Here is a 23,999-nt window from a genome sequence, read left to right on the forward strand (position 1 = left end):
GCTTTACTGGCAGGCAGTGATAATTAGAGGTGAACAATGGACGCGATCAAACAAATCCTGCTCGACGAAATCGCCACGCTGAACCGCGAAGGACAGCGTGATAATTTGCCGCGCTTTAGCTTTTCCTTCCTCAAAACCCATCCGGGGCTCTGGGCCATTATGTATCTGTGCTACGCGCTGTGCGTGGCGCTGATCTTTTCAACCGACATGCTCGGCTGGCCAGCGTTCTGGTTTGCCACGGTGTTTGTGGTGGTGATGAGCGTGCTGATGCTGATGGATATCAACCCGAAGTATCGCTTCGAAGATATCGACACGCTGGATTTGCGCGTTTGTTATAACGGCGAATGGTATTACGTGCAGCCGGTTTCTCAACAAGCACTGGATAAGATCCTCGATAACCCCCAGACGCCGGAGCGCGTACGCAGCGGCATTGATCGCCTGATGAAGCAGAAAGGTGAAGTGGATTTCTACGACGTTTACTATCTCACCTGGGGCCACCAGCAGGCGGCCCAGGTTTAACCGTTTAGCGTGCCAATCAGTTTTCCCAACGTCTCTACCGCCGCCTCGGCCCGTGCATCCCACGGCCAGGCGGTGTTGAAGCGGAAACAGTGGCTGAAGCCCTCGCGGCTGGAAAACAGCTGGCCGGGCGCGATGCTGATGCCCTGCTGCAAGGCCAAATGATACAGCTCAGTGGTATTGATCTGCACTGGCAGCGCAACCCAGAGAAAATAACCGCCCGGCGTATCGCTGATACTGGCATCGGCCGGCAACACACGGCGCAGCGCCTGTTGCGCCAGCTGCTTACGTTTAGCCAGCGTCTGCCTTAGCTTTTTTAAATGCGTATCGTAGCTGCGCGTGCTGAGGAAATCGGCCAGTGCCAGCTGCATCGGCGCGCTGGTCGAAAGCGTGCTCATCAACTGAATACGCTGCACGCGCTGCGCATGACGTCCGGCCGCGACCCAACCGACACGAAATCCCGCCACCAGATTCTTCGAGAAACTGCCGCAGTGCAGCACGTTGCCATCAAGATCAAAAGCTTTAGCCGGCAGCGGTTTGTCATGGCCTTCATACAGATCGCCATACACATCGTCTTCAATCATCGCCACGTTGTAGCGCGCCAGCAGTTCTACCAATTGCTGCTTGCGCTCGGCGCTCAGGGTAAAGCCGAGCGGATTTTGCCGGTTGGTCATCAGCCAGCAGGCTTTCACCGGCCAGCGCTGCAAGGCCTGCTCCAGCTCCTGCAAATCCATACCGTGTTCGACATCGCTGGCGATGGCAATCGCGTTCAGCTTCAGGCGTTCAATCGCCTGGAGCGCACCATAAAACGACGGGTTTTCGAGGATCACCCAATCACCGGGTTCGGTGACGGCTTGCAGGCTGAGGTTGAGCGCTTCCATTGCGCCATTGGTGATGACGATGTCATCCGGCGACAGCGTGATGCCCTGCTGTGCGTAGCGCTGGGCGAGAATTTTGCGCAGCGCTTCATTGCCTGGCGGCAGGTTGTTGAGCGCATCGGTGGGCTTTAAGTTGTGTGAGACTTTTACCAGCGAGCGCATCAGCTGGCGCTGCGGGAAGAGTTCGGGATCGGGAAAGGCTGAGCCAAACGGCATGATGGCAGGATTGCGCGTGGCTTGCAGCACGTCGAACACGAAGCTGTTGGTATCCGCCTGATCGGTTTTGCCGATCTCTTGCGTGGGCAGTCGCGGACGGCTTTCGGCGGCGCGCGGCGCCACGTAATAGCCGGATTGCGGCTTTGAGACGATCCAGCCCTGACTCTCCAGCACTTCATAGGCGTGCATCACCGTCATCAGGCTCAACCCGCTCTGCTCCGCCTGCTGACGTAGCGACGGCAGTTTTTCGCCCGGCGGCCAGATGCGCGCCTCGATTTGCATGCGAAGCTGCTCGACCAACTGCTGATATTTCGCCACCCGAACTCCGATGTAGAGGATTTGGCGGCTAGTTTCCCTCACCCTAACCCTCTCCCGCAAGCGGGAGAGGGAATGAAGGCGTTAAGGCACCTGCTCCAGCGCTAACTCTTCTTGATAAAAATTCGGCAACTCGCCAATGCGTTCCGGCGGCACCGGTTTACCCAGTAAATAGCCCTGCAACGTATCGCAGCCTAAACCGGTGAGGAACGCCTGTTGATCCTGGGTTTCTACCCCTTCGGCGACCACTTTCAGATGCAACGACTGCGCCAGCGCGACAATGGCGGAGACGATGGTGGCATCTTCCGAATGCGCCTGCAGTTCATTAACAAAAGCGCGATCGATTTTCAGCTCGCTGGCCGGTAACCGCTTGAGATACAACAAGCTGGAGTAGCCGGTGCCGAAATCATCAATCGAGGCTTTTACGCCCATGTTGGTGAGTTCGGTGAGGATACGCACGCTCTCTTCCGGATCGCGCATCGCCGTGGTTTCGGTCACTTCCAGCGTCAAAAGTTCAGCCGGAATCTGGTGCTGCGTCAGCGCCTCGGTGACGGTTTCCACCAGATTGCTTTGCTCAAATTGTACAGCCGACAAATTGACCGCCACCGACCAGTGCGGGTGGCCCTGCAGATGCCAGGCACGCAGCTGGCGACAGGCTTCGTTGATCACCCAGTTGCCGATGTTAATGATCATGCCGGTCTTTTCCGCCATCGGCAGAAAGGCGTCCGGCGCCAGCAGACCGCGTGAAGGATGCTGCCAGCGCAGCAGCGCTTCAAAGCCAAGGATCGGGCCGCTCGGCGCGCAGTATTTGGGCTGATAGAACAGGCGTAACTCTTCGTTATCCAGCGCTTGCCACAGATCGTTGTTCAGCTGCAATTGCGACTGCGCCAGCGTGTTCATTGACGGCTGGAAGAAGGTGTAACCGTTGCGGCCGTTGTTCTTGGTGTGATACATGGCGGCATCGGCGTTGAACATCAGCTCGCGATCATCTTTGCCGTCACCAGGGTAAACCGCAATTCCAATACTCAGCGACACCACCAGCTCGTAGCGCGAGATATCGAATGGGCGATCCACCGCTTTCACCAGCGTATCAGCAACCGCTGCGGCATCATTGGGTTCATCAATTTCCAGCAGCAGCACAAACTCGTCGCCGCCCATGCGCGCCAGCGTGTAGTGCCCTTTCATCTGTTCGGTCATGCGCTCGGTCACGCCAATCAGCAGGTTGTCGCCCACGTGATGGCCAAAAGCGTCATTTACCGCTTTGAAGCCATCCAGATCCATAAACATCAGCGCAAACTGCGTTTTCTCACGGTTGGCTTTATTGAGGGCTTGCTCCAGACGATCTTCCAACAAAATACGGTTGGGCAGACGCGTCAGGTTATCGTGTAGCGCCAGCTGTGCCAGCTCACGGTTGGCTTCCGCCAGCGAGTGGGCAAGGATCGAGGTGCGCGCTTGCAGACGTGCATCGAGCATTGAGACCAGCAAAGTAATGCCGAGGATCGCTAGCGTCACCACCGTCACCACCACCGCCAGCCAGTTGCTGTTTACGCCCATGTGCGTCGCATGGCTGTGCATCGGGAAATTGGCCGCCGCCATGCCGGTGTAGTGCATGCCGGCAATCGCACAGCCCATCACCACGGAGGCGCCTAACCGCAGCGCGGTGACGCGGCCGTGACCTTCGCGCAGGTTAAACGCCAGCCAGAGCGCGGCGCCTGAGGCCACCAGCGCAATCGCCACCGATGCCGCCACCCAACCCCAATTCCAGGTGATGCCGGGCGTAAACATCAGCGCCGCCATGCCGGTGTAGTGCATTGCTACAACGCCGGAACCCAGCACCACAGCACCGCCACACAGTCGCAGCCACGGCAAGGTCGGCGTTGAGCACACCAGCCACAGCGCAAAAACCGAGGCTAATACCGCCACCACCATGGAGGTGACGGTGAGCGTAGGATCATAGCTCATGACCATATCGAGGCTCATCGACAGCATGCCAATGAAGTGCATCGCCCAGATGCCCACGCCCATAGCGAATCCACCGCCGAATAACCAAACCAGCGCCACCTTGCCAGTTGAGGAAGCCACGCGCCCTGCCATATCAAGCGCAGTAAACGAGGCCAGCATCGCTACCAGAATCGAGACGATGACGGTAAACGAATCGTACGAAGTCACTAACATAGTGATTTCCCAAGTAAAAGCCGGTGTAAGTCAGCTGTGGTGTTGTTGTTAAAAAAGTGCGGTCTATTGGTTTTATTGTAGGAATTATCGGCAGCGTAACTGCCGATATGAATTTTTGAACGATGAAACCTTCCGATGGGGAAGAAACTAAAAATTGTTTATTGCGCGCCCGCCAGCGGCACCACGTTATCGCTAAAGGCCAGCGGCACCGCAAGCGCAGCGGTAAATTCACCGATGCGATCGGCTGGCGTGGGCTTGCCGAGCAGATAACCTTGCAGCGTGTCGAAGCCTAACCCGGTGAGCAAACGCTGTTGCTCCTCGGTTTCGACCCCTTCCGCCACCATGCGCAGGTTAAGCGTTTGTGCCAGCGTCAACATCGCAGTGACCACCGTGGCGTCTTCGCTGCCGGCGCGCAAACTGTTGATAAAGGCGCGGTCGATTTTCAACTCGCTGGCTTCGAGGTGTTTCAAGTGCAGCAAGTTGGCGTAGCCGATGCCGAAGTTATCAATCGCCACTTTCACCCCAAGACGATGCAGTTCGGCAATGCGCTGCTGGCTGAACTGCGGATCGCGCATCGCAATGTTCTCGGTAATTTCCAGCATCAACGCCCCGTCAGGAATTTGATGGCGCTGCAATGCCTGGCGCACGCTCTCAATCAAATCACGCTGCTGAAACTGCAGAGCCGAGAGATTGACCGATACCGTCCAGTCGCCGTTACCTTCATCGTGCCACTGCTTCAGCTGGCGGCAGGCTTCATTGATCACCCAGTTACCCAGCGCGACAATTTGCCCGGTTTTCTCGGCGCGCGCCAGAAACATATCGGGCATCAGCAGGCCGCGACGCGGATGCTGCCAGCGCAGCAGCGCCTCGAAGCCCATCAATACGGTGCCGCCCGCGCGGAATTTTGGCTGATAGAACAGGCGCATCTCCTGATACTCCAGCGCGTTCCACAGATCGTTAGCCAGCGCCAACTGATGCTGCGCCACCGCGCTCATCGCCGGTTCAAACAGGCACCAGCCGTTACGCCCGCTGTGTTTGGTGTGATACATGGCGGAGTCGGCGTTGAACATCAGCTCCTGCTGGCTGCGACCATGCAGCGGGAAGATAACGATACCGACGCTGAGCGAGACGCGCAGCGAATAGCGATCGAGTTCGAAAGGCGCATCAATGATTTGAACCAAACGCTGCGCCAGTTTGCTGGCCTGATGCAGATGAAATTGCGGGCACAGTATGACGAATTCATCGCCGCCCAGACGCGCCAAAAGAATCTCCTCACTCAGTTCATCGCGCAAACGATCGGCTACCGCGATCAGCAAGCGGTCGCCAACGTGATGGCCCCATGTGTCGTTAATGGCTTTGAAACCATCGAGATCCATGAACATCAGCGCGAAGTTTTCATCCTGCAGCGTCGCCTGCTTGATCGCCGTGGTGAGTTGCTGCTCTAGCATCACGCGATTTGGCAACGCGGTGAGGTTGTCATGCATCGCCAGCTGGCGCAGCTCGCTGTTGGCGCGCTTGAGTTTGGCAGCGAGACGCGCGGCACGCAGTTGTGCATCCAGCATCGAGATCAGCAACATCAGCCCCAGAATGCTCAGCGTGATAATCGTGACCCACACCGCCATTCCCTCTTCGCTGGCGCCGTGATGTTGCATGCTCACCGGCATAACGAATTCTGCTGCCGCCATGCCGGTGTAATGCATGCCGGCAATCGCAATGCCCATCACCAGTGCTGCACAGGCGCGCAGCAGCAGCAGGCTTTCGCCCTGGCGCAGATGAAAGGCCAGCCATAACGCCGCACCTGATGCTGCGTAGGCAATCAGCACCGAGAGCGCCACCAGCGGCAGATTCCAGTAAATCGGGGTGGCAATCATCAGCGCGTTCATGCCGAGGTAGTGCATGACAATGATGCCGCTTCCCATGATAAGGGTGCCGCGAATTAAGCGGCGTCGGGTGAGATGACTGCCCTGCACGCCCTGCGCAAAGGCGAAGATGGCGCTGATAATCGCCACCAGCAATGAGATGGCGGTCAGCTCGACGTTGTAGCGCATGGTCATTGGCATCATCATCGCCAGCATGCCAATAAAGTGCATTGCCCACACGCCGATGCCCATCGCGGTGCCCCCGCCGATCAACCACAGTGTTGCCAGATAACCGCGTGAAACGGCCACGCGCCCGGCGGTATCTAAGGCGGTGAACGCGGCAATGAAGGCCACGATCAGTGAAACGGTAACCAGAACGCTATCCCAGGTAACCAGCAGCATGTGCGCTCCTAAACTCCACCCGCTGCGGAGCGGGTGCGGTGTCGTCAAAACAAAACAAGAATGATAAAGCGCCGATCAAGGGCGATTAATGTCCCCCTGCGGCGCAGTTCAATACAGAACTGGTCCAGAAAAATCTGGAGTTGTCGTGCGGATTTTTTTTATTTTCATCGTCAGTCGTTAAGCAAAAAATTAATAATATCTGATTAATGCACGAACATAACATTGAACCGAAGCGCGCGGTAGAGGGTGAAATCATCGTCTATTTGGTTTTTTTAACCGCTCGCTACCCCTTGTGATTACTGAGTTATCGGCGAAAAGTGTGAATTGATTAGGGAAAAATTGAACCATCTGCATACAGGGGCCAATTTGCTGATCTATAGTAAAGAAAACTGATATAAATCATTAATCCGCCATCCAGGAATTTTCTTAGGCGGCAGGCGCTTACGCTGTCGAGTCCCTTGCGGCTCTTGTTTGATTTCGGATGTATTTCCATAAATGTATGACCAGGTGAAAAAGCACTGACCTTGGATAATCAGTAAGGAATGATTATGAAACTCAAGCTTTTTCTTGTGGCGTCTAGCCTAAGCGCCGCACTGGCACCTCATGCTGTTTTTGCCGCCACCACAACGGGAACCATCAATGCGACGTTGACGCTGACCACCGGTTGTTTGGTGAACGGTCAATCGGCCACGGCGGGAGTGAACTTCGGTACCCTGAACTTTGGTAGCAGCGCAGCCACTTTTGATACGCTCAACGCCACCCTGGTTGGCGCAGCAGGTAACGGCATCTTTGTTCGCTGCACCACCGGACAAACTTTCAACGTGCAGGTCACCAGCAGCAACGCTGCACCGGCGACCGTTTACGGCACGGTGAGTGGCCAGCCACGCTACCTGATCCTCGGCTCCAACAATACGCAAGGCATTGCCTATACGCTGTATAGCGACGCCGCATTCACTACCGCCATCGCCAACAACACCAATATCGCTGCCAGTGGTACCACCGATCCCACACTCGGGACCAACTACGCCATTTACGGTCAGGTTGTGGGCGGCGGGTTTAACCCCTTGATTCCGGCAGGGACCTACACCGACACCATCAACGTGGCGGTGAATTACTGAGGGAAAGGATAATCAGGGAGGCCGTGGTGCAGCGGTGGGTGCACAGTGCAGGCGGCCTTGCCCTGCTGATAGGGAGCGTCTCCGCCTGGGGGTTGCCGACCGCAACGTTTCAGGTTTCAGCATCAGTAGTGGCAGGCTGTGTTGTCTCCGGAACCAATACCGGGGTATTCGGCACGCTTAATTTTGGTACCCAATCTGGCGTGGCCGCAAGCAGCGTCAGCGCCAGCTATGTGCAAAGCACCACCATCACGCTCGCCTGCACGCCAGGCACCGCCGTGAGTATGAGCATCAACGGCGGCAGTCATTACACCTCCACGCGCAATCTCAAACACACCAGTAACACCAATACCGTGGCGTACAGCCTGTATACCAATGCGGCACACACCACGGCTATTCCGGTGAATAGCCCGATGGCGCTGAGCTACAGCAATGCCAACAACATCACGTTGCCGATTTACGGCTTATTAACGCTGCCCGGCCCCACACGCGCCGGGACCTATACCGACACTTTAACCGTCACGCTGAGTTGGTGATGGCGTCACTTAAAAGGAGGAAAGATGATGAACCTGCGCGCCCTGATCCTGTTGTTATTTGTGGCCCTAACGCCTGCGGTGCATGCCGCCAATTCGCTGATGGTGTGGCCGATCGATCCGGCGATTGATCCGGAAGATAAAGCCAGCGAGCTGTGGCTGGAGAATCGCGGCAATGCCACCACCATGATGCAGGTGCGCATCTTCAGCTGGCAGCAGGTTAACGGCCAGGAGCAGTATCAAACCCAGCAGCAAGTGGTGGCGAGCCCGCCGATGGTGCGCCTCGAGCCAGGACAGAAGCAGCTGGTGCGTTTAATTAAGCAAACGCCACCTGAAGCCGGACGTGAAGTGGCCTTTCGCGTGGTGCTGGATGAGATCCCTACGCCGCGCACGCCAGGCGAAAATCAGGCCGGACTCACTTTCCAGATGCGCTATTCGGTGCCGCTGTTCATCTACGGCAGCGGCGTGACGCGCGACACGGCAAAACCGCAGCTGAGCTGGCAGGAAGTGAACAGCGGCGGCAAACGCTGGCTGGAGCTGACTAATCGCGGTAATGGCCACGCGCGCTTAAGTAACGTCACCATTGGCGGACGCAAAATGGGCAACGGCTTGTTTGGCTATGTGCTGGCCAACAGCAGCCATCGCTGGCCGTTAACCCGCAGCGTGAGCGGTGAGCTGTCGGCCGAAATGAATAAAGGTCACTGGAGCAGCGCGGCCGCGCGTTGATGAAGTTTACGCCGCATCCCTGCGCGCTGGCCGTCGCCAGCGTGCTTTGTATCAGTCCGATGAGTAGCAGCGCGGAGACCTTCTCCGAACTGCCACCGCCGCCTGCGCTGGAGAATAACGCCAGCGGTCAGCAATACATGCTGGAACTGGTGGTGAATCAGGGCGAACGTGGCGACATCGTGCCGGTTGAACGTAAGAATGGTGATTTCTGGTTGCGACGCGGCGATTTGCAACGCGCCGGTATTCCGGCCGAGAAACTGCAAGGCCAGCAGATCGATGTCAATCAACTCAGCGGAGCGAAAGTGGAGTATGACGAACGACGCCAGCGCCTGTTATTGACGGTGCCACCTGCCTGGCTGCCGGGTCAAACCATTGGCCAGTTACAGAATGCACCGCGCTTTCCCGGTCGCGCCAGCAATGGCGCGCTGCTCAACTATGACTTTTACGCCACCCGTACCGATAACGCCGGTTCGCGCCTCTCCAGCTGGAACGAACTGCGCTTGTTTGGCCCGGCTGGTCAGTTTTCTACCAACGGCGTTTACGTGCAGCAACTGGAAGGTGGCGTTGCCGGTCAGCAGGAAGGCTATATCCGCTACGATACGTGGTTCAGTAATGAAAACGAGAACGCAGCGATCAGTTGGCGCGCCGGGGATTTGGTTACTGATGCGCTGAGCTGGAGCAACAGCGTGCGGCTGGGTGGCGTGCAGATTGGCCGCGACTTCAGCGTACGGCCGGATCTGGTGACCTATCCGCTGCCCGCCTTTTCCGGCCAGGCGGCGGTGCCCTCTTCGGTCGATCTGTTTATCAACGGCTATCGCAGCACACAGGCCGACGTGCAACCGGGCCCGTGGTCGCTCACCAATGTCCCTTTCGTTAACGGTGCCGGCGATGCAGTGATCACCACCACCGATGCGGTCGGCCGACAAGTCACCACCACGCTGCCGTTTTACGTCTCCAGCAGCTTGCTGAAAACCGGGTTATCCGATTATTCGTTCTCCGCCGGTGCCATTCGCGAAAACTACGGCATCAACAATTTTGATTACGGCGCAGCGGCGGCCAGCGGCTCCTATCGCTACGGGCTGAACGACTGGCTGACGCTGGAGAGCCATGCGGAAGGCAGCGACAGCGTGGCGATGGGCGGCGCGGGTGGATTGGTGAAGCTCGGCAGTTTTGGCGTGGTGAATGGCGCGCTGGCGCAGAGCCAGATGGACGGTAATCCCGGCACGCAATACAGCTGGGGCTATCAGTACAACAATAGTTGGTTCAGCCTGGGAACCCAGCACATCATTCGCAGCGTCGATTTCGGGAATCTCGCGTTGGTCGGCAGCCGTGGTGACAGCGCGAACACCAGTGACTCGCTGGCACGACGCAGCGCGCAATACACCGCCAGCGTGTCGCTAAGTGACTACGGCAGCCTTGGCCTGGCTTATTTTGATATCTCCGGCGGCAACGGTGACCGCACCCGTTTATTAAATCTGTCGTGGAGTAAAAATCTGTGGGGCAACAGCAGCCTGTATATCTCCGCCAGCCGCGATCAGGATCAGGGCAACTGGAGCGGCGCCATTTCGCTGATCATCCCTTTCGGCGAACAGAGCAGCGCCTCGGTAAGTACGGAACGCGATCAGGAGGGCAATAACAGCCAGCGTCTGTATGTGTCGCGCGCGATGCCCACCGACGGTGGCTTCTCCTGGGATGCGGCCTGGGCTAATCAGGGCAGCGACAGTGGCGATTATCGTCAGGCCAGTCTGCGTTATCGCAATCACAAAATTGATACCTCAGCCGGTTTCTACGGCGATAACGACAACACCACGCAATGGGCCGATTTTACCGGCTCGGTGGTATTGATGGATAACCGCGTGTTCGCTGCCAACGACATTAACGATGCCTTCGTAGTAGTGAAAACCGATTATCCGGATGTCACGGTGCGTTATGAGAACCAGACCATGGGCCGCACCGATAAACAAGGCTATCTGCTGGTGCCATCGATCAGCAGCTATTACGGCGCCAAATACGACATCGATACGCTGGACCTGCCCGCCGATCGCACAGCGCCGAAGGTTGAACAACGCTTTGCGGTGAAGCGCAAAAGTGGCTACCTGCTCAATTTCCCGGTGGAGCGTCTGCGCGCCGCCAGCGTGGTACTGCATGACAGTCATCATCAGCCGCTGCCGATTTCCAGCCAGGTGTTACGCCCGAATCAGGCCACCGAATATGTCGGCTGGGACGGCATAGTGTGGATGGAAGATCTCGGTGCTAATAACCCGATTCACGTGGTGACGCCGGATGGACGCAGCTGCGATACGCAACTGGCTATCGCCGACGGCCAGCCCAAAGCGCTGGAAACTTACGGACCGCTTACCTGCCCGCTGCCACCGCCGCCGCAAGGCTCTGCGGTGAGCAGCGTGGATAATTCACCGTCAGGGATTTCACCATGAGAAAGCTTCTGCTCCTGCTGGCGCTGTTTTTACTGCCGGGCACCAGTTATGCGCTGTGCAGCTTATCAGCCCCCACCGCCACGTTCGGATCGGTTACCACGTTTTCCGTCGCGTCGACGGTGAATAACACCTCAAGCACCACTAACGTCAACTGCGGTTCGGGTACGCTTTCGCTGCTGGGCTCCGATAACATCACCTATGCCTTTACCACCGCCTCAAACCTCAGCGGCACGCGCGCCGTGTTGAAAACCGCCAGCGGCGGCACCGATAACATTCCGATTCAGCTGTGTATCGACAGCGCCTGCGCCACCGAATTACAGCAGGGCGGCAGCTATCGCTGGAGTTCCGCCTCGCTGCTGGCGTTAGGAAACACCCTTAACTTCAATATTCCGCTCTACTTCCGCACCGTACCCGGCCAGGTGATCGCCGCCGGCACCTATACCACCACCATTACCATTACCGTGAGTTATACGGTGTGCGCCGGGTTAAACGTGGGAGGATTGTGTGTGGGAACGGTGCAAACCAGCACCGGCACGGCGATGCCGATTACCGTGAATCTGGTGGTGACCAACGATTGCACCACCATCACTGCGCCCAACGTCAGTTTTGGCAGCGCGCCTTTGGTGGGCAGTTTCTCAACGGTGCAGCAGACGATTAACGTGGTGTGTTCGAAGGGCAGCACTTATACCGTGGGCTTGAGCAACGGCAGTTACTACAGCGGCACCACGCGGCAGATGGCGAGCGGAACTAACCGGCTGGCGTATGACATCTACAAAGGCACCACCACCACATCGCGCTGGGGACCGACCGGCACCAATCGCTGGAGCAGCACCACCTCGACATCGTTGAATGCGGATACCGTGACGCGCAACTTTACCTATACGGCGCAGATTTTGACCACGCAGAATACGCCCGCGGCGGGGAATTATACCGATAGCGTGGTGGTGGATGTGTCGTTTTAGCGGGGTGCGCGCTGTCCCTCATCCCAGCCTTCTCCCGCAGGCGGGAGAAGGAGCTGATCGCGCCGTTACCTAAACATTCCCTCTCCCGCTTGCGGGAGAGGGTTAGGGTGAGGGGAACGATGTTGCGCTTGATACTGCTTCACCATGCGGCCAATCAGCAGCGTACCGACCAATCCGCACACCGCCGCAAAAGAGAGCCACACGCCCGGCATCGCTTTATCGCCTGTCGCATGAATCAGATAGCTCGACACCGCTGGCGTAAAACCGCCAAATAGCGCGGTTGCCAGGCTGTAGGCCAGTGAGAAACCCGAAGCGCGCACTTCTGCCGGCATGATCTCAGCCAGATACACCACCATCGCGCCGTTATAACTGGCATACAGGAACGACAGCCACAGCTCGGCCTCAACCAGATGGGAGAAGGTCGGCGCTCCCACCAGCCAATGCAGCACCGGCCAGGTAGTTAAAATCATCAAGAGGGTGCAGACAATCAGCAGCGGACGACGACCGATGCGATCCGACAGCGAACCCATCACCGGCAGCCAAAACAGGTTGGAGATGCCGACAAACAGCGTCACAAGGAAGCTCTGTTTGTCACTCATCATCAGCACGGTTTTGCCGAACGTCGGGGTAAAGGCGGTGATCATGTAGAACATTACGGTGGTGGTCACCACCATCAACATCCCTGCCAGCACCAGCGCCCAGTTCTGCCCGACCGAACGCATAATCTGACGCATTGAGGGATGATGTTTACGCTGGCTGAAGGCTTCGGTCTCTTCCAGCATGCGGCGGATATAGAACAGGAACGGCACGATCATACATCCCACCACGAACGGAATACGCCAGCCCCATTCGGTGACGGCGTCTTTCGCCAGCAGATGGTTCAGGCCCAAACCGAGCAGCGCGGCGAAGATCACCGCAACCTGCTGGCTGCCCGATTGCCAACTGACATAGAAGCCTTTGCGCCCTTTCGGCGCCACTTCCGCCAGATACACCGAGACGCCGCCCAGCTCAACGCCCGCCGAGAAGCCCTGCAATAAACGACCGAGCAGAATCAGGATCGGTGCGGCGGCACCGAGCGTGGCGTATCCGGGCACCAGCGCGATGGTTAAGGTACCAATCGCCATTAAACCGAGCGTTAACAGCAAGCCTTTACGACGGCCATGATGGTCGATGTAAGCACCAAGAATAATCGCGCCGAGCGGGCGCATCAGGAAGCCTGCGCCGAAGGTCATCAGCGTCAGCATGAGAGAGGCAAAGGGATCATCGCCGGGGAAAAAGGTTTTGGCGATTGCCGTGGCGTAATAGCCAAACACCATGAAATCGTACATCTCAAGGAAGTTACCGCTGGTAACGCTAAAGATGGTTTTGGCACCGCTTTGCGGCGACTTTTGTAAAGAGTGACTCGCGCTCATATTGTCCTTCCTGGTTTTTCTTCCGTTGTAGCGTGCCGGGCCAGGAATAAACGTGATCTTCTTCACCATTGCAGTTTACAAAAATACGACCAATAGTAACAATAAATTAACAAATTGCGTGCAGGCATTAAAAAAGGCCGCTGCGGGAGCGACCTTTACGGCAAGGCTAAGTGGAGTGACGTTACTTCTTCACCGTTTCCATGCCCATCAAACCAATCTTCAGATAACCGGCTTCACGCAGCTGATCCATCACTTCCATTAGTGTGGCGTAATCCACCGATTTATCCGCCTGGAAGAAGATGGTGGTGTCTTTCTTGCCTTCGGTTTGTGCCGTCAGCGCATTCACCAGCGTCTCTTTGGTGACCGCATCGTTTCCGATGAAGATCTGCTTATCTTCCTTGATGGAGAGATAAACCGGTTTTTCCGGACGCGGCTGCGGCGCGCTGGTCGATGCTGGCAGGTTAACGCGCACATCGACGGTAGCTAATGGCGCGGCGACCATAAAGATGATCAGCAGAACTAACATGACGTCGATAAACGGCGTCACGTTGATTTCGTGCATTTCGCCATCGCCGACCGAGTCATCGTTTAAACGCATCGCCATAATACTTATCCTACGCGCAGTTTCTGTGCCGCCGCTGGACGGTTGGCTTCTTTCGCGGTATCCACGTTGCCGAGATCCAGATCGCGGCTCTGCAGCAACATCACCTGCGCGGCGACATCGCCCAGCGACGCTTTGTAGCTGGCAATCATACGCGCGAAGACGTTGTAGATAACCACGGCGGGGATTGCCGCCACCAAACCAATCGCGGTAGCCAGCAGCGCTTCGGCGATGCCCGGCGCGACGACTGCGAGGTTAGTGGTTTGCGTTTTCGCTATGCCGATGAAGCTGTTCATGATGCCCCAAACGGTACCGAACAGACCGATAAACGGCGCAACGGAACCGATGGTGGCGAGGAATCCATTACCGCGACCGGCATGACGGCTAAATGCAGCCACGCGGCGTTCGAGACGGAAGCTGGTGCGCTCTTTGATGCCATCCAGATCTTCAGTACCAGCGGAGAGCTCCAGCTCATTCTGCGCGTCGTTTAGCAGCACAGCGCTGTGGCTGTTGCTTTTGAAGTTTTCAGCAGCACGGTAAGCATCGTTTAATGAGCGGGCTTCGCCCAGCGCTTGCTGCTCGCGTTTCAGGCGACGTTTCGCCCCGCTCAGCTCAGCAAACTTACCGAAGAAAATTGCCCAGGTGACAACCGAAGCCAGTAACAGGCCAATCATCACAATCTTTACCACGATATCGGCATGCTGATACATGCCCCAAACGGAAAGATCCGTTTGCATCAAATCACTGGCTACCACGCTGCATCTCCAACTTCTGTTGCACAGTTCACGATTGAAGCGCGGATCATAGCAAAAAATACCACCGAAGTGATAGTGGTTCTCATTACTATTTACAAAGCGAAGATGCCCGCGATTTCCACAAGTTAGCGGATGTTATGCGCAATACTGGCCTCACTCTGATAATCCGCAATCAGGCTCAACCCGCTACACTGATTCGTGGTAACGTGAATGTTTTGTGGGAAATGTCAGGAAAGGCAGTGATGGCAACGAAAAAAATAGACACCACGCTTGTCAGCGCGGGACGCAGTAAACGTTACACGCAAGGCTCAGTTAACAGCGTAATTCAACGCGCTTCATCCCTGGTTTTTGACACGGTCGCCGACAAGAAACGTGCTACCGCTGGCCGCGCGTCAGGCGAGCTGTTTTATGGTCGTCGCGGCACCCTCACCCATTTCTCGCTGCAAGACGCCATGACCGAGCTGGAAGGCGGCGCAGGTTGCGCGCTCTATCCGTGCGGCGCGGCGGCGGTCTCTAATGCCATTTTGTCCTTTGTCGCAGCCGGCGACCATATTCTGGTGAGCGGCGCGGTCTACGAACCGACGCAGGATTTCTGCTCGAAAATTCTCAGTAAGCTGAACGTCACCACCACCTATTTCGATCACTGCATCGGCAGCGAAATTGGCGAACTGGTGCAGCCGAATACGCGCGTGGTGTTCCTGGAATCACCGGCGTCGATCACCATGGAAGTGCAGGATATTCCCGCGATTGTTGCCGCCGTGCGCGCCAAAGCGCCGGAGGCGATCATCATGATCGATAACACCTGGGCGGCGGGCGTGTTGTTTAACGCGCTGGAGCATGGCATCGATATTTCGATTCAGGCCGGCACCAAATACATTATTGGTCACAGCGACGCGATGATTGGCACGGCGGTAGCAAATGAGCGTTGCTGGCCGCAGCTGCGCGAGAACTCCTATCTGATGGGCCAAATGGTCGATGCCGATACCGCTTATATGGCGAGCCGCGGCATTCGTACGCTGGGCACACGTCTGCGTCAGCACGAAGAGAGCGGATTGCAGGTGGCCGAATGGCTGGCCACGCAGCCGGAAGTGGCGCGCGTTAATCATCCGGCGCTGGCGCAGTGTAAAGGCCACGCATTCTGGCAGCGCGATTTCAGCGGCAGCAGCGGTTTGTTCTCGTTCATCCTGCATGAAAAACTGAGCCGTGAGCAGCTGGCAAATTACCTCGATCACTTTCACCATTTCAGCATGGCGTATTCGTGGGGCGGCTATGAATCCCTGATTCTGGCGAACCAGCCTGAAGAGCTGGCGGCGATTCGTCCGGCGGGCGGCGTGGATTTTGACGGCACGCTGGTGCGTCTGCATATCGGCCTCGAACATGTCGATGACTTGCTGGATGATCTTAAAGCCGGTTTTGCACGTTTAAGAAGTTAAACAGAAGATAAACCACGCTGTGGCGGCGATGAGAGATCAACGTATGCGATGCCACAGAAGGTTAAAATTAGACTCCTTGTGACTCGATGGAATAGCTGATGGGTGTTTTACATGAGATTGTCCAGGCGCTTTGGCATCAGGATTTTGCCGCGCTTGGCAATCCGGATGTGGTTTGGATTGTCTACGGCGTGATGTTTTTAACGCTGTTTCTGGAAAACGGTTTGCTGCCCGCGTCATTCCTGCCGGGCGATAGCCTGCTGTTACTGGCGGGCGCGATGGTCGCCAAAGGTGTGATGGACTTCGTGCCGACCATTGTGATTCTGACCACGGCGGCCAGTCTCGGCTGCTGGCTCAGCTATCTGCAAGGACGCTGGCTCGGCAATACCAAACTGGTGAAAAGCTGGTTGCTGCATCTGCCCGCGCAATATCATCAGCGCGCGTGGAATATGTTTAACCGCCACGGTTTGATGGCGCTGCTGGTTGGCCGCTTCCTGGCCTTTGTGCGCACCTTACTGCCGACCATGGCCGGGATTTCCGGCTTAAACAATGGCCGCTTCCAGCTGTTTAACTGGCTGAGCGGCTTGTTGTGGGTTGGGATTGTGGTGACGCTGGGCTACGGCATCAGCCATGTGCCCTTTATCAAGCGCCATGAAGATCAGGTGATGGCGATCCTGATGATTCTGCCGATCGCGCTACTGTTTATCGGCCTGGCCGGCAGCATTGTGGTGATCTGGAAAAAACGCCGCCAGAAACTCTCCTGATTACGACGCGGCGTCAAACGGTAAGGTTTGACGCACGCGGCTCGCCTCTTCTCCCGGCGTCACGCCGAAATAGCGCTTAAACTCACGCGAAAACTGCGATGGGCTTTCATAACCGACGCGCACCGCCGCCGCGCTGGCTTTCATGCCATCCTGCAGCATCATCAGGCGCGCCTGATGCAGGCGATAGCGCTTAAGGTATTGCAGCGGCGAGGTTTGCGTCACCGCTTTGAAGTTATGATGAAACGCCGAAACGCTCATGTTCACTTCAGCGGCCAGCATGTCGACGCTCAAACTCTCCGCGAAGTGGTTTTCGATGCGACGCAGCGCACGCGCAATCTGACTGAACTGCGTCTGCCGATTGACCAGCGACAGCAGCGCGCCGCCAATCGGTCCGGTTAACACGTAATAGATGATCTCGCGCACCAGCTGCGGCCCCAGCACGCGGGCGTCGCGCGGGTTATTCATCACATCCAGCAAGCGTTCGGCCGCACACAGCATCTCCTCGCTCATGAACGCCGAATGGATGCCGGAAGTTTGTGCCTGCGGCTGGAACTGCTCGTCATCACCGATATCCATCAGCAAATCCTGCAGGCTGGCGACATCCACGCTCAAACACATGCCGGCCAGCGGCTCCGCCAGCGTGGCTTCGGTTTCGCACTCCACCGGCAGCGGTACGGTGAGCATCAGATATTTGGTGGCGTCGTAGTGGAAAACGGTGCTGCCGAGATAGCCGGTTTTACGCCCCTGAAACAGAATCACGATGCCGGGTTGATACATCATCGGCGTACGCGGCAAGGTTTCGCAGGCATAGATCAATTTGACATTTTCTACCGCGCACAGCGGCTTATGCAGGTCACTCATCAGCGCAACTACGCGCTGCGCTAGCTGGCGGCAAAGGGCGTCGTTTGGCATGCATCTCTCTCAGGCAGCTAAAAATTCAGTTTGCCGTAAGGCTGTGCAAAGCTCCATCATTCTGGAGAATCAGGCAAGATTCTTGCAGAAATCCATCAGGCAAAAGTGCCGCCCGCTTGCCACAATGATCCTGAGGTGAGGTTTGTTGACTAGACTTAAGCACATCTTTTCTACGGTAAGTCCCTGCAACAGATAAGGAGCAATTATGGCAGATCAACCCATTATTAAATTGCGCGACGGCAACATGATGCCGCAGCTTGGCCTCGGCGTGTGGCAAGCGAGCATTGAGGATGCGCGCAACGCCATCCTGGAAGCCCTGAAAGTCGGCTATCGCTCCATCGATACCGCCGCCATTTACAAAAATGAGGAAGCGGTTGGGCAAGCGCTGCAAGAGACCGACGTGGCGCGCGATGACATTTTTATCACCACCAAGCTGTGGAACGACGACCAAACCAACTGGCAACAGGCAATGGAAACCAGCCTGAAGAAGTTGCAGTTAGAGCAGGTGGATTTGTATCTCATGCACTGGCCGTGCCCGGAAAAAGATAACTACGTTGAAGCCTGGAAAGGTTTGATTGAGCTGCAGCAACAGGGCTTAACCAAGAGCATCGGCGTATGTAACTTCCACGAGGCGCATCTGAAGCGTTTGATCGATGAAACCGGCGTGTCGCCGGTGGTGAACCAGATTGAGCTGCATCCGATGCTGCAACAGCGCACGCTGCATGCGTGGAATGCGCTGCACCAGATTCAAACCGAATCCTGGAGCCCGCTGGCGCAAGGCGGTAAAGGCGTGTTTGATCAGGAGATTATCCGCGAGCTGGCGAAAAAATATAGCAAGACGCCGGCACAAATCGTGATTCGCTGGCATCTGGATAGCGGTTTGGTGGTGATTCCGAAGTCGATTACCCCGGAACGTATTCGTGAGAATTTCCAGGTGTTTGATTTTAGGTTGGATAAAACTGAAGTGAGTGAAATTAGTAAGCTGGATAGCGGCAACCGTTTGGGTCCGGATCCGGAGGCGTTTAACGGGTAGGATGGCGCGCGTTTCCCCTCACCCTAACCCTCTCCCGCTAGCGGGAGAGGGAACCGTAAGGTGCGTTTTGCTCAATCTGCTCCCTCGCCCGCTTGCGGGAGAGGGAACCGTAAGGTGCGTTTTGCTCGATCTGCTCCCTCGCCCGCTTGCAGGAGAGGGCTGGAGTGAGGGCATTAAGACGCTGAATTCACCAATAACTGCCCCGCCGTCCCGCGATCCGCCATCTCTAACGTCTGGCTGTAATAGACAAATGGGAAGTGATCCGACGAACTCTGCGGGAAGCTCACCAGCAGCTCCACGCTGCCATCAACCCAAACGGTATCTTTCCAGCCGCGATCTTCGCCCATCGGCTGCGCGCCATTGACGTTCTTAATCAGGAACATCACGCCCTGAATATGCAGCGATTGCGGGCGATCCGCGTGGATAATCCAGCGCTCGAAGGTGCCCTGCTGCACGGTGGTATCGATGCGGTTCATGTCCCACAACACGCCGTTAATGCCCGGCTCGCTATCGCCAATGCGGAATTCGCGCGTGCGCACCGCCACACCATCAAGAATTTGATCCGCCAGCAAACGCATCGGCAGATTGTCAGTCACCAGCGGCAATAAACCGGTTGGGCGTAAGCTCAGCACCAGCGTATTGGTCAGAATCGATGACGGCTCAAACAATCCGCGCAGGCGATCCATCAAACCCGCCGCCGTTCCGGCCATGATCGAAACTTCATCGCCCTGCGACATATCCACCAGCACTTCACGACGTTCGCCGGGAGCCAGCGTCAGCAGCTGCACCGCCACCGGCGCAGGCAGGAAGCCCTGATCGCTGGCGATCACCGTAAAGGGACGATTATCGGAGAAGGTGAGATCGAAGCGGCGCGCGTTCGAGCCGTTCAGCAAACGCAAACGCACCCAGCCGCGCGACACTTCGACATAGGGATTTTGCACGCCGTTCACCAGCAGCACGTCGCCCATAAAACCGCCGCTGGAGGGCGGGTTATAAACCGGCGTGGCGAAGTTATCGAGGCGCTTGTCCTGAATAATCAGCGGGAAATCATCGACGCCATAATGCTTCGGTAGCGGCAGCGATTTACTGACGTCATCTTCCACCAGCCACATGCCGGCGAGTCCGTTGTAGACGTGCGGCGCCATGCGATTTGGCGTATTGGCGTGATACCACAATGTGCCCGCGCCCTGACGAATCGGCAGCACCGGCGCCCAATCAGCTCCGGCCGACATCATGCGCGGCGCACCGCCCATTAACGCGCCCGGCACCTGCAAACCGCTGACGGTCATCGATACCGGTTCGTTGAGGCGGTTGCTGTAAATCAGCTTCACATCGTCGCCGCTATACACGCGCACCGTTGGGCCGAGATACATGCCGTTAAAGCCCCACACCGGCACTTTGTTGCTGTTGCCGCTGAACGACCAATGACTACGCTGCAAGGTGAGAAACAGCGGCTGACCGCGACGTGATTCAATCAGCGGTGGAATAGGAAGTGGCGTATCGCCCAATGGCGCGGCGGCGCGGGCGGCGAAAGGCATAGCACCGGAAGCCAGTGCGACACCGGCAGAAAGCTGAATAAACTGACGTCTGCTGCAAGACATAAAACTTCAGACCTTTTGAGCGTGGCGTGAGGACGCCGTGTCCATGTTGTTCTAATTAATGATGAGTTGCTGTGTGGCTTGAGAACGGGGCAGATGATCACCTGCCCCATTTTGGCTGCTCAGAGTTTACCGTTTTTTTCGCGTTCGGCGACTTCGGCGTTCAATTCTTCCAGTTTAGTCGACATTAATTCACGGCAGTGCGTGGCGAGCTTACGCACCGAGGTGGTGGCAAACTGCGAGGTATCGACCGGCGGCAACATCTCCACAATTACCAAACCGTTGTTCCAGCGGTTCAGCTTGATCTTGTCGTGGGTGTTGGAAACCACTATCGGGATGATTGGCACACCGGCGGCTACCGCTGCATGAAACGCACCGGTTTTGAACGGCAGCAAACCACGACCGCGGCTGCGCGTCCCTTCCGGGAACATCCAGAACGAAATGCGCTTTTTGTTGAACTGTTCCACCAACTCACCGATGGTGCCGTGCGCTTTGGAGCGGTTATCACGGTCAATCAGCAGGTTACCGGTCAGCCAGTAGAGCTGGCCAAAGAACGGAATCCACAGCAGGCTTTTCTTGCCCACGGTCACGGTGGTCGGCTGCACGATTTTAGCCGCCGTGATCATGTCGTAGTTGTTCTGGTGGTTAGCGATATAGATCGCGTTGCCATAATGCGCGGCTTCCGCCGGTTTACGCAGTTCCACTTTGAGACCAAACACCGTCGACAGACGACCGAGCAGATGGCCGAAGGTTGCGACGTGACGCGGATTACGCGGTGAAAACAGACACCAGATACAGCCAACAATACTGACCAGAATCGAATAAACAATAACAATAATTGCTCGTAAAATTAGTAACATAGATTCCTCAAATGGGGCATTCCATCGCCTGAATTACAGCGTTACTCTTCACTCGCGTCGGCTTTCGGACGCGCTGGTGCATTCACTTCTACGCTATCGATGCGTTGCAGGCCACGCGCCACGCTGCCGCGACGACCGCGCTCGGCACGCACTTTCTGCAGATCTTCATCACGCATGATCAGCTTACGTTTACCGACATATACGGTGATTGACGCGCCCGGCGGCAGAATCAGCAACCATTGTAGTTTGTCGGTGCCCGCCGCGGCTTCCGCTGCAGGAATCGAAATGATCTTGTTGCCTTTGCCTTTCGACATCTGCGGCAGATCGCCAACCGGGAACATCAACATGCGTCCGGCCTGGGTAATTGCCAGCAGCATATCATCGCCGGAATGCACCGCCATTGGCGTCATCACTTTGGCGTTTTCCGGCAGCGTCAGCAGCGCTTTACCGGCACGGTTGCGCGACACCAGATCGGCAAAGGTACAGATGAAACCGTAACCGGCGTCAGAGGCCATCAACAGCTTCTGATCGTCGGGCTCCATCAGCACCTGCTCAATCACCGCGCCCGGCGGTGGCGTCAGTTTGCCGGTGAGCGGCTCGCCCTGTCCGCGCGCGGACGGCAATGAGGTCGGATCCAGCGTGTAGCTGCGTCCGGTGGAGTCGATAAAGGCCACCGGCTGATTGCTCTTGCCGCGTGCGGCGGCCAGATAGCTGTCGCCCGCTTTGTAGCTTAAGCCCGCCGGATCGATATCGTGGCCTTTGGCGCTGCGCACCCAGCCCATCTGCGACAGCACGATGGTCACCGGCTCAGCGCTCACCAGCTCGGTTTCGCTCAGCGCTTTGGCTTCTTCGCGCTCGTGCAGCGGCGAACGGCGATCGTCGCCGTAGGTTTGGCTATCGGCCAGCAGCTCTTTCTTCAGCAAATTGCTCATCTTGCGCTCGGACGCCAGAATCGCCTGCAGCTGATCGCGCTCTTTTTCCAGCTCCGCCTGCTCACCGCGAATCTTCATCTCTTCCAGTTTGGCGAGATGGCGCAGTTTCAGTTCGAGAATCGCTTCGGCCTGGGTTTCGCTGATGTCAAAACGCGACATCAGCACCGGCTTCGGCTCATCCTCGGTACGGATGATGTGGATCACTTCATCAATATTGAGGAACGCCACCAGCATACCTTCAAGAATATGCAGGCGACGCAGCACGCGATCTAAACGATAGTTGAGGCGGCGCGTCACGGTATCGCGGCGATACACCAGCCATTCAGAGAGGATTTCCAGCAGGTTTTTCACCGCCGGACGGTTATCCAGTCCGATCATATTCAGGTTAACGCGGTAGCTTTTTTCCAGATCGGTGGTGGCAAACAGGTGATTCATCACTTGCTCGAGATCCACGCGATTGGAGCGCGGCACAATCACTAAACGCGTCGGGTTTTCGTGGTTGGACTCATCACGCAGATCTTCCACCATCGGCAGCTTTTTATTGCGCATCTGGTTAGCGATCTGCTCCAGCACGCGTGCGCCCGACACCTGATGCGGCAACGCGGTGATCACCACATCGCCATCTTCTTTTTTCCACACCGCACGCTGGCGAATCGAACCGCGACCGCTCTGATAAATCTTACGGATTTCGCTGCGTGGCGTGATGATCTCCGCTTCGGTCGGGTAATCCGGACCTTGCACAATATCCAGCAGCTCATTCAGCGTGGTTTTCGGGTTGTCGATCAGCTTGACCGCTGCTTCCGCTACTTCGCGCAGGTTATGCGGCGGAATGTCGGTCGCCATCCCCACGGCGATGCCGGTGGTGCCGTTGAGCAGAATGTTGGGCAGACGCGCCGGCAACATCTTCGGCTCCTGCAGGGTGCCGTCGAAGTTCGGGATGTAATCGGACGTGCCCTGACCGAGTTCACCCAGCAGGATTTCAGCGTATTTAGACAGGCGCGATTCGGTGTAACGCATCGCGGCGAAGGATTTCGGATCGTCCGGCGCACCCCAGTTTCCCTGGCCATCCACCAGCGGATAGCGGTAGGAGAACGGCTGCGCCATCAACACCATCGCTTCATAACAGGCGCTGTCGCCGTGCGGATGGTATTTACCCAGCACGTCACCAACGGTACGCGCCGATTTTTTGAATTTAGCATTGGAATTGAGACCCAATTCCGACATGGCATACACAATACGGCGCTGCACTGGCTTGAGGCCATCGCCGATGTACGGCAGCGCGCGGTCCATGATCACGTACATGGAGTAGTTCAGGTACGCGTTTTCGGTAAACGTGTGCAGGGCAAGACGCTCTGCACCATCCTGCGTCAATTCGCTCATTCAGCTCGCATCCTCACTTCGTGGCCCGCAACGGCGGGACATCCGGCGGTCATTTGGCGAGGATATTACCTTATTCGTGCGGTTTAGTCACAGAGAAGCCCGTTCAGCAAACAGAATCGTCTTGCATTAAATAGCGTGATATTGGTTGGAAAATTAAAACGGAATGGGAGCCATGTCACAGTGAATATCG

19 protein-coding genes are annotated in these 23,999 nt (G+C 56.8%); 9 read left to right on the top strand and 10 right to left on the bottom strand.

Features of this window, described 5'->3' with window-relative positions:
• Positions 1–36: 36 nt before the first annotated feature.
• On the top strand, positions 37–519 hold the full coding sequence (locus KVT28_RS19130) for a YlaC family protein (protein ID WP_217549692.1): 483 nt from the start codon (positions 37–39) through the stop codon (positions 517–519).
• Here the strand turns inward: KVT28_RS19130 and KVT28_RS19135 are convergent.
• The 3 genes from KVT28_RS19135 to KVT28_RS19145 form a co-directional block, all read right to left on the bottom strand.
• Positions 516–1,928 carry a PLP-dependent aminotransferase family protein gene (locus tag KVT28_RS19135; protein WP_217549792.1) on the bottom strand — a complete coding sequence of 471 codons (1,413 nt, stop codon included), beginning with the start codon at positions 1,926–1,928 and terminating at the stop codon, positions 516–518. The two genes, KVT28_RS19130 and KVT28_RS19135, sit on opposite strands and share 4 nt — an antisense overlap.
• An 81-nt stretch (positions 1,929–2,009) precedes the next feature.
• Complete coding sequence (locus tag KVT28_RS19140) at positions 2,010–4,100, bottom strand: bifunctional diguanylate cyclase/phosphodiesterase (RefSeq protein WP_192412112.1); 2,091 nt, start codon at positions 4,098–4,100, stop codon at positions 2,010–2,012.
• A gap of 158 nt (positions 4,101–4,258) precedes the next feature.
• Positions 4,259–6,361, bottom strand: a complete 2,103-nt coding sequence (locus tag KVT28_RS19145) for a bifunctional diguanylate cyclase/phosphodiesterase (protein WP_217549694.1) — start codon at positions 6,359–6,361, stop codon at positions 4,259–4,261.
• Positions 6,362–6,909: 548 nt separating this feature from the next.
• Between KVT28_RS19145 and KVT28_RS19150 the strand changes: the two genes are divergently transcribed.
• Genes KVT28_RS19150 through KVT28_RS19170 form a run of 5 tightly spaced genes read left to right on the top strand, consistent with a single transcriptional unit; the run spans position 6,910 to position 12,132 of the window.
• A complete protein-coding gene (locus KVT28_RS19150) occupies positions 6,910–7,479 on the top strand; it encodes a spore coat protein U domain-containing protein (protein ID WP_101761803.1) in 570 nt (189 codons plus the stop codon).
• A gap of 26 nt (positions 7,480–7,505) precedes the next feature.
• Positions 7,506–8,012 carry a spore coat U domain-containing protein gene (locus KVT28_RS19155; protein WP_240632893.1) on the top strand — a complete coding sequence of 169 codons (507 nt, stop codon included), beginning with the start codon at positions 7,506–7,508 and terminating at the stop codon, positions 8,010–8,012.
• A gap of 27 nt (positions 8,013–8,039) precedes the next feature.
• Positions 8,040–8,735, top strand: a complete 696-nt coding sequence (locus KVT28_RS19160) for a molecular chaperone (protein ID WP_101762017.1) — start codon at positions 8,040–8,042, stop codon at positions 8,733–8,735.
• Positions 8,735–11,170, top strand: coding sequence for a fimbria/pilus outer membrane usher protein (locus tag KVT28_RS19165; RefSeq protein WP_254633589.1), 2,436 nt, complete (start codon positions 8,735–8,737; stop codon positions 11,168–11,170). The genes KVT28_RS19160 and KVT28_RS19165 overlap by 1 nt, the downstream gene beginning before the upstream one ends.
• Positions 11,167–12,132 carry a spore coat U domain-containing protein gene (locus KVT28_RS19170; protein WP_217549700.1) on the top strand — a complete coding sequence of 322 codons (966 nt, stop codon included), beginning with the start codon at positions 11,167–11,169 and terminating at the stop codon, positions 12,130–12,132. The genes KVT28_RS19165 and KVT28_RS19170 overlap by 4 nt, the downstream gene beginning before the upstream one ends.
• Before the next feature lie 65 nt (positions 12,133–12,197).
• On the opposite strand, the gene KVT28_RS19175 is transcribed toward KVT28_RS19170, so the two are convergent.
• From KVT28_RS19175 to exbB, 3 genes are all read right to left on the bottom strand, one after another.
• Positions 12,198–13,544 (bottom strand): MFS transporter, encoded by a 1,347-nt coding sequence (locus KVT28_RS19175; RefSeq protein ID WP_110867293.1) that lies wholly within the window; start codon positions 13,542–13,544, stop codon positions 12,198–12,200.
• A 181-nt stretch (positions 13,545–13,725) separates the two neighbouring features.
• Entirely contained in the window at positions 13,726–14,148 is a 423-nt protein-coding gene (gene exbD, locus KVT28_RS19180; RefSeq protein WP_008103349.1) for a TonB system transport protein ExbD, read from the bottom strand.
• 5 nt (positions 14,149–14,153) lie between these two features.
• Positions 14,154–14,882, bottom strand: a complete 729-nt coding sequence (gene exbB / locus KVT28_RS19185) for a tol-pal system-associated acyl-CoA thioesterase (RefSeq protein ID WP_192236537.1) — start codon at positions 14,880–14,882, stop codon at positions 14,154–14,156.
• A 260-nt stretch (positions 14,883–15,142) separates the two neighbouring features.
• Here exbB and metC point away from each other — a divergent pair, with 260 nt between their 5' ends.
• Entirely contained in the window at positions 15,143–16,333 is a 1,191-nt protein-coding gene (metC, locus tag KVT28_RS19190) for a cystathionine beta-lyase (RefSeq protein ID WP_110867294.1), read from the top strand.
• Positions 16,334–16,431: 98 nt separating this feature from the next.
• Positions 16,432–17,094 carry a DedA family protein gene (locus KVT28_RS19195; RefSeq protein WP_101761796.1) on the top strand — a complete coding sequence of 221 codons (663 nt, stop codon included), beginning with the start codon at positions 16,432–16,434 and terminating at the stop codon, positions 17,092–17,094.
• On the opposite strand, the gene KVT28_RS19200 is transcribed toward KVT28_RS19195, so the two are convergent.
• Positions 17,095–18,006: an AraC family transcriptional regulator gene (locus tag KVT28_RS19200; protein WP_101761795.1), complete on the bottom strand. Its 912-nt coding sequence runs from the start codon at positions 18,004–18,006 to the stop codon at positions 17,095–17,097.
• Positions 18,007–18,211: 205 nt separating this feature from the next.
• On the opposite strand from KVT28_RS19200, the gene dkgA reads away from it, so the two are divergent.
• Positions 18,212–19,039: a 2,5-didehydrogluconate reductase DkgA gene (gene dkgA, locus KVT28_RS19205; protein ID WP_101761794.1), complete on the top strand. Its 828-nt coding sequence runs from the start codon at positions 18,212–18,214 to the stop codon at positions 19,037–19,039.
• A 173-nt stretch (positions 19,040–19,212) separates the two neighbouring features.
• Here dkgA and ftsP read toward each other — a convergent pair whose 3' ends face one another.
• The 3 genes from ftsP to parC form a co-directional block, all read right to left on the bottom strand.
• A complete protein-coding gene (gene ftsP, locus KVT28_RS19210) occupies positions 19,213–20,640 on the bottom strand; it encodes a cell division protein FtsP (protein ID WP_101763013.1) in 1,428 nt (475 codons plus the stop codon).
• Between the two features lie 119 nt (positions 20,641–20,759).
• Positions 20,760–21,497 carry a 1-acylglycerol-3-phosphate O-acyltransferase gene (locus tag KVT28_RS19215; RefSeq protein WP_101763012.1) on the bottom strand — a complete coding sequence of 246 codons (738 nt, stop codon included), beginning with the start codon at positions 21,495–21,497 and terminating at the stop codon, positions 20,760–20,762.
• A gap of 41 nt (positions 21,498–21,538) precedes the next feature.
• Positions 21,539–23,809: a DNA topoisomerase IV subunit A gene (gene parC, locus KVT28_RS19220; protein ID WP_192236289.1), complete on the bottom strand. Its 2,271-nt coding sequence runs from the start codon at positions 23,807–23,809 to the stop codon at positions 21,539–21,541.
• Between the last annotated feature and the right edge of the window lie 190 nt (positions 23,810–23,999).

Origin of the sequence: Pantoea sp. GbtcB22, assembly GCF_019091025.1 — a bacterium.
Classification (GTDB): Bacteria; Pseudomonadota; Gammaproteobacteria; order Enterobacterales; family Enterobacteriaceae; genus Pantoea; species Pantoea leporis.

Bases quoted from the DNA above. Each gene is read 5' to 3' on its own strand.
- KVT28_RS19130 (WP_217549692.1), top strand. From the start codon at position 37: ATGGACGCGATCAAACAAATCCTGCTCGACGAAATCGCCACGCTGAAC.
- KVT28_RS19140 (WP_192412112.1), bottom strand. From the start codon at position 4,100: ATGTTAGTGACTTCGTACGATTCGTTTACCGTCATCGTCTCGATTCTG.
- KVT28_RS19145 (WP_217549694.1), bottom strand. From the start codon at position 6,361: ATGCTGCTGGTTACCTGGGATAGCGTTCTGGTTACCGTTTCACTGATC.
- KVT28_RS19150 (WP_101761803.1), top strand. From the start codon at position 6,910: ATGAAACTCAAGCTTTTTCTTGTGGCGTCTAGCCTAAGCGCCGCACTG.
- KVT28_RS19160 (WP_101762017.1), top strand. From the start codon at position 8,040: ATGAACCTGCGCGCCCTGATCCTGTTGTTATTTGTGGCCCTAACGCCT.
- KVT28_RS19165 (WP_254633589.1), top strand. From the start codon at position 8,735: ATGAAGTTTACGCCGCATCCCTGCGCGCTGGCCGTCGCCAGCGTGCTT.
- KVT28_RS19170 (WP_217549700.1), top strand. From the start codon at position 11,167: ATGAGAAAGCTTCTGCTCCTGCTGGCGCTGTTTTTACTGCCGGGCACC.
- KVT28_RS19175 (WP_110867293.1), bottom strand. From the start codon at position 13,544: ATGAGCGCGAGTCACTCTTTACAAAAGTCGCCGCAAAGCGGTGCCAAA.
- exbD (WP_008103349.1), bottom strand. From the start codon at position 14,148: ATGGCGATGCGTTTAAACGATGACTCGGTCGGCGATGGCGAAATGCAC.
- exbB (WP_192236537.1), bottom strand. From the start codon at position 14,882: ATGCAAACGGATCTTTCCGTTTGGGGCATGTATCAGCATGCCGATATC.
- metC (WP_110867294.1), top strand. From the start codon at position 15,143: ATGGCAACGAAAAAAATAGACACCACGCTTGTCAGCGCGGGACGCAGT.
- KVT28_RS19195 (WP_101761796.1), top strand. From the start codon at position 16,432: ATGGGTGTTTTACATGAGATTGTCCAGGCGCTTTGGCATCAGGATTTT.
- KVT28_RS19200 (WP_101761795.1), bottom strand. From the start codon at position 18,006: ATGCCAAACGACGCCCTTTGCCGCCAGCTAGCGCAGCGCGTAGTTGCG.
- dkgA (WP_101761794.1), top strand. From the start codon at position 18,212: ATGGCAGATCAACCCATTATTAAATTGCGCGACGGCAACATGATGCCG.
- ftsP (WP_101763013.1), bottom strand. From the start codon at position 20,640: ATGTCTTGCAGCAGACGTCAGTTTATTCAGCTTTCTGCCGGTGTCGCA.
- KVT28_RS19215 (WP_101763012.1), bottom strand. From the start codon at position 21,497: ATGTTACTAATTTTACGAGCAATTATTGTTATTGTTTATTCGATTCTG.
- parC (WP_192236289.1), bottom strand. From the start codon at position 23,809: ATGAGCGAATTGACGCAGGATGGTGCAGAGCGTCTTGCCCTGCACACG.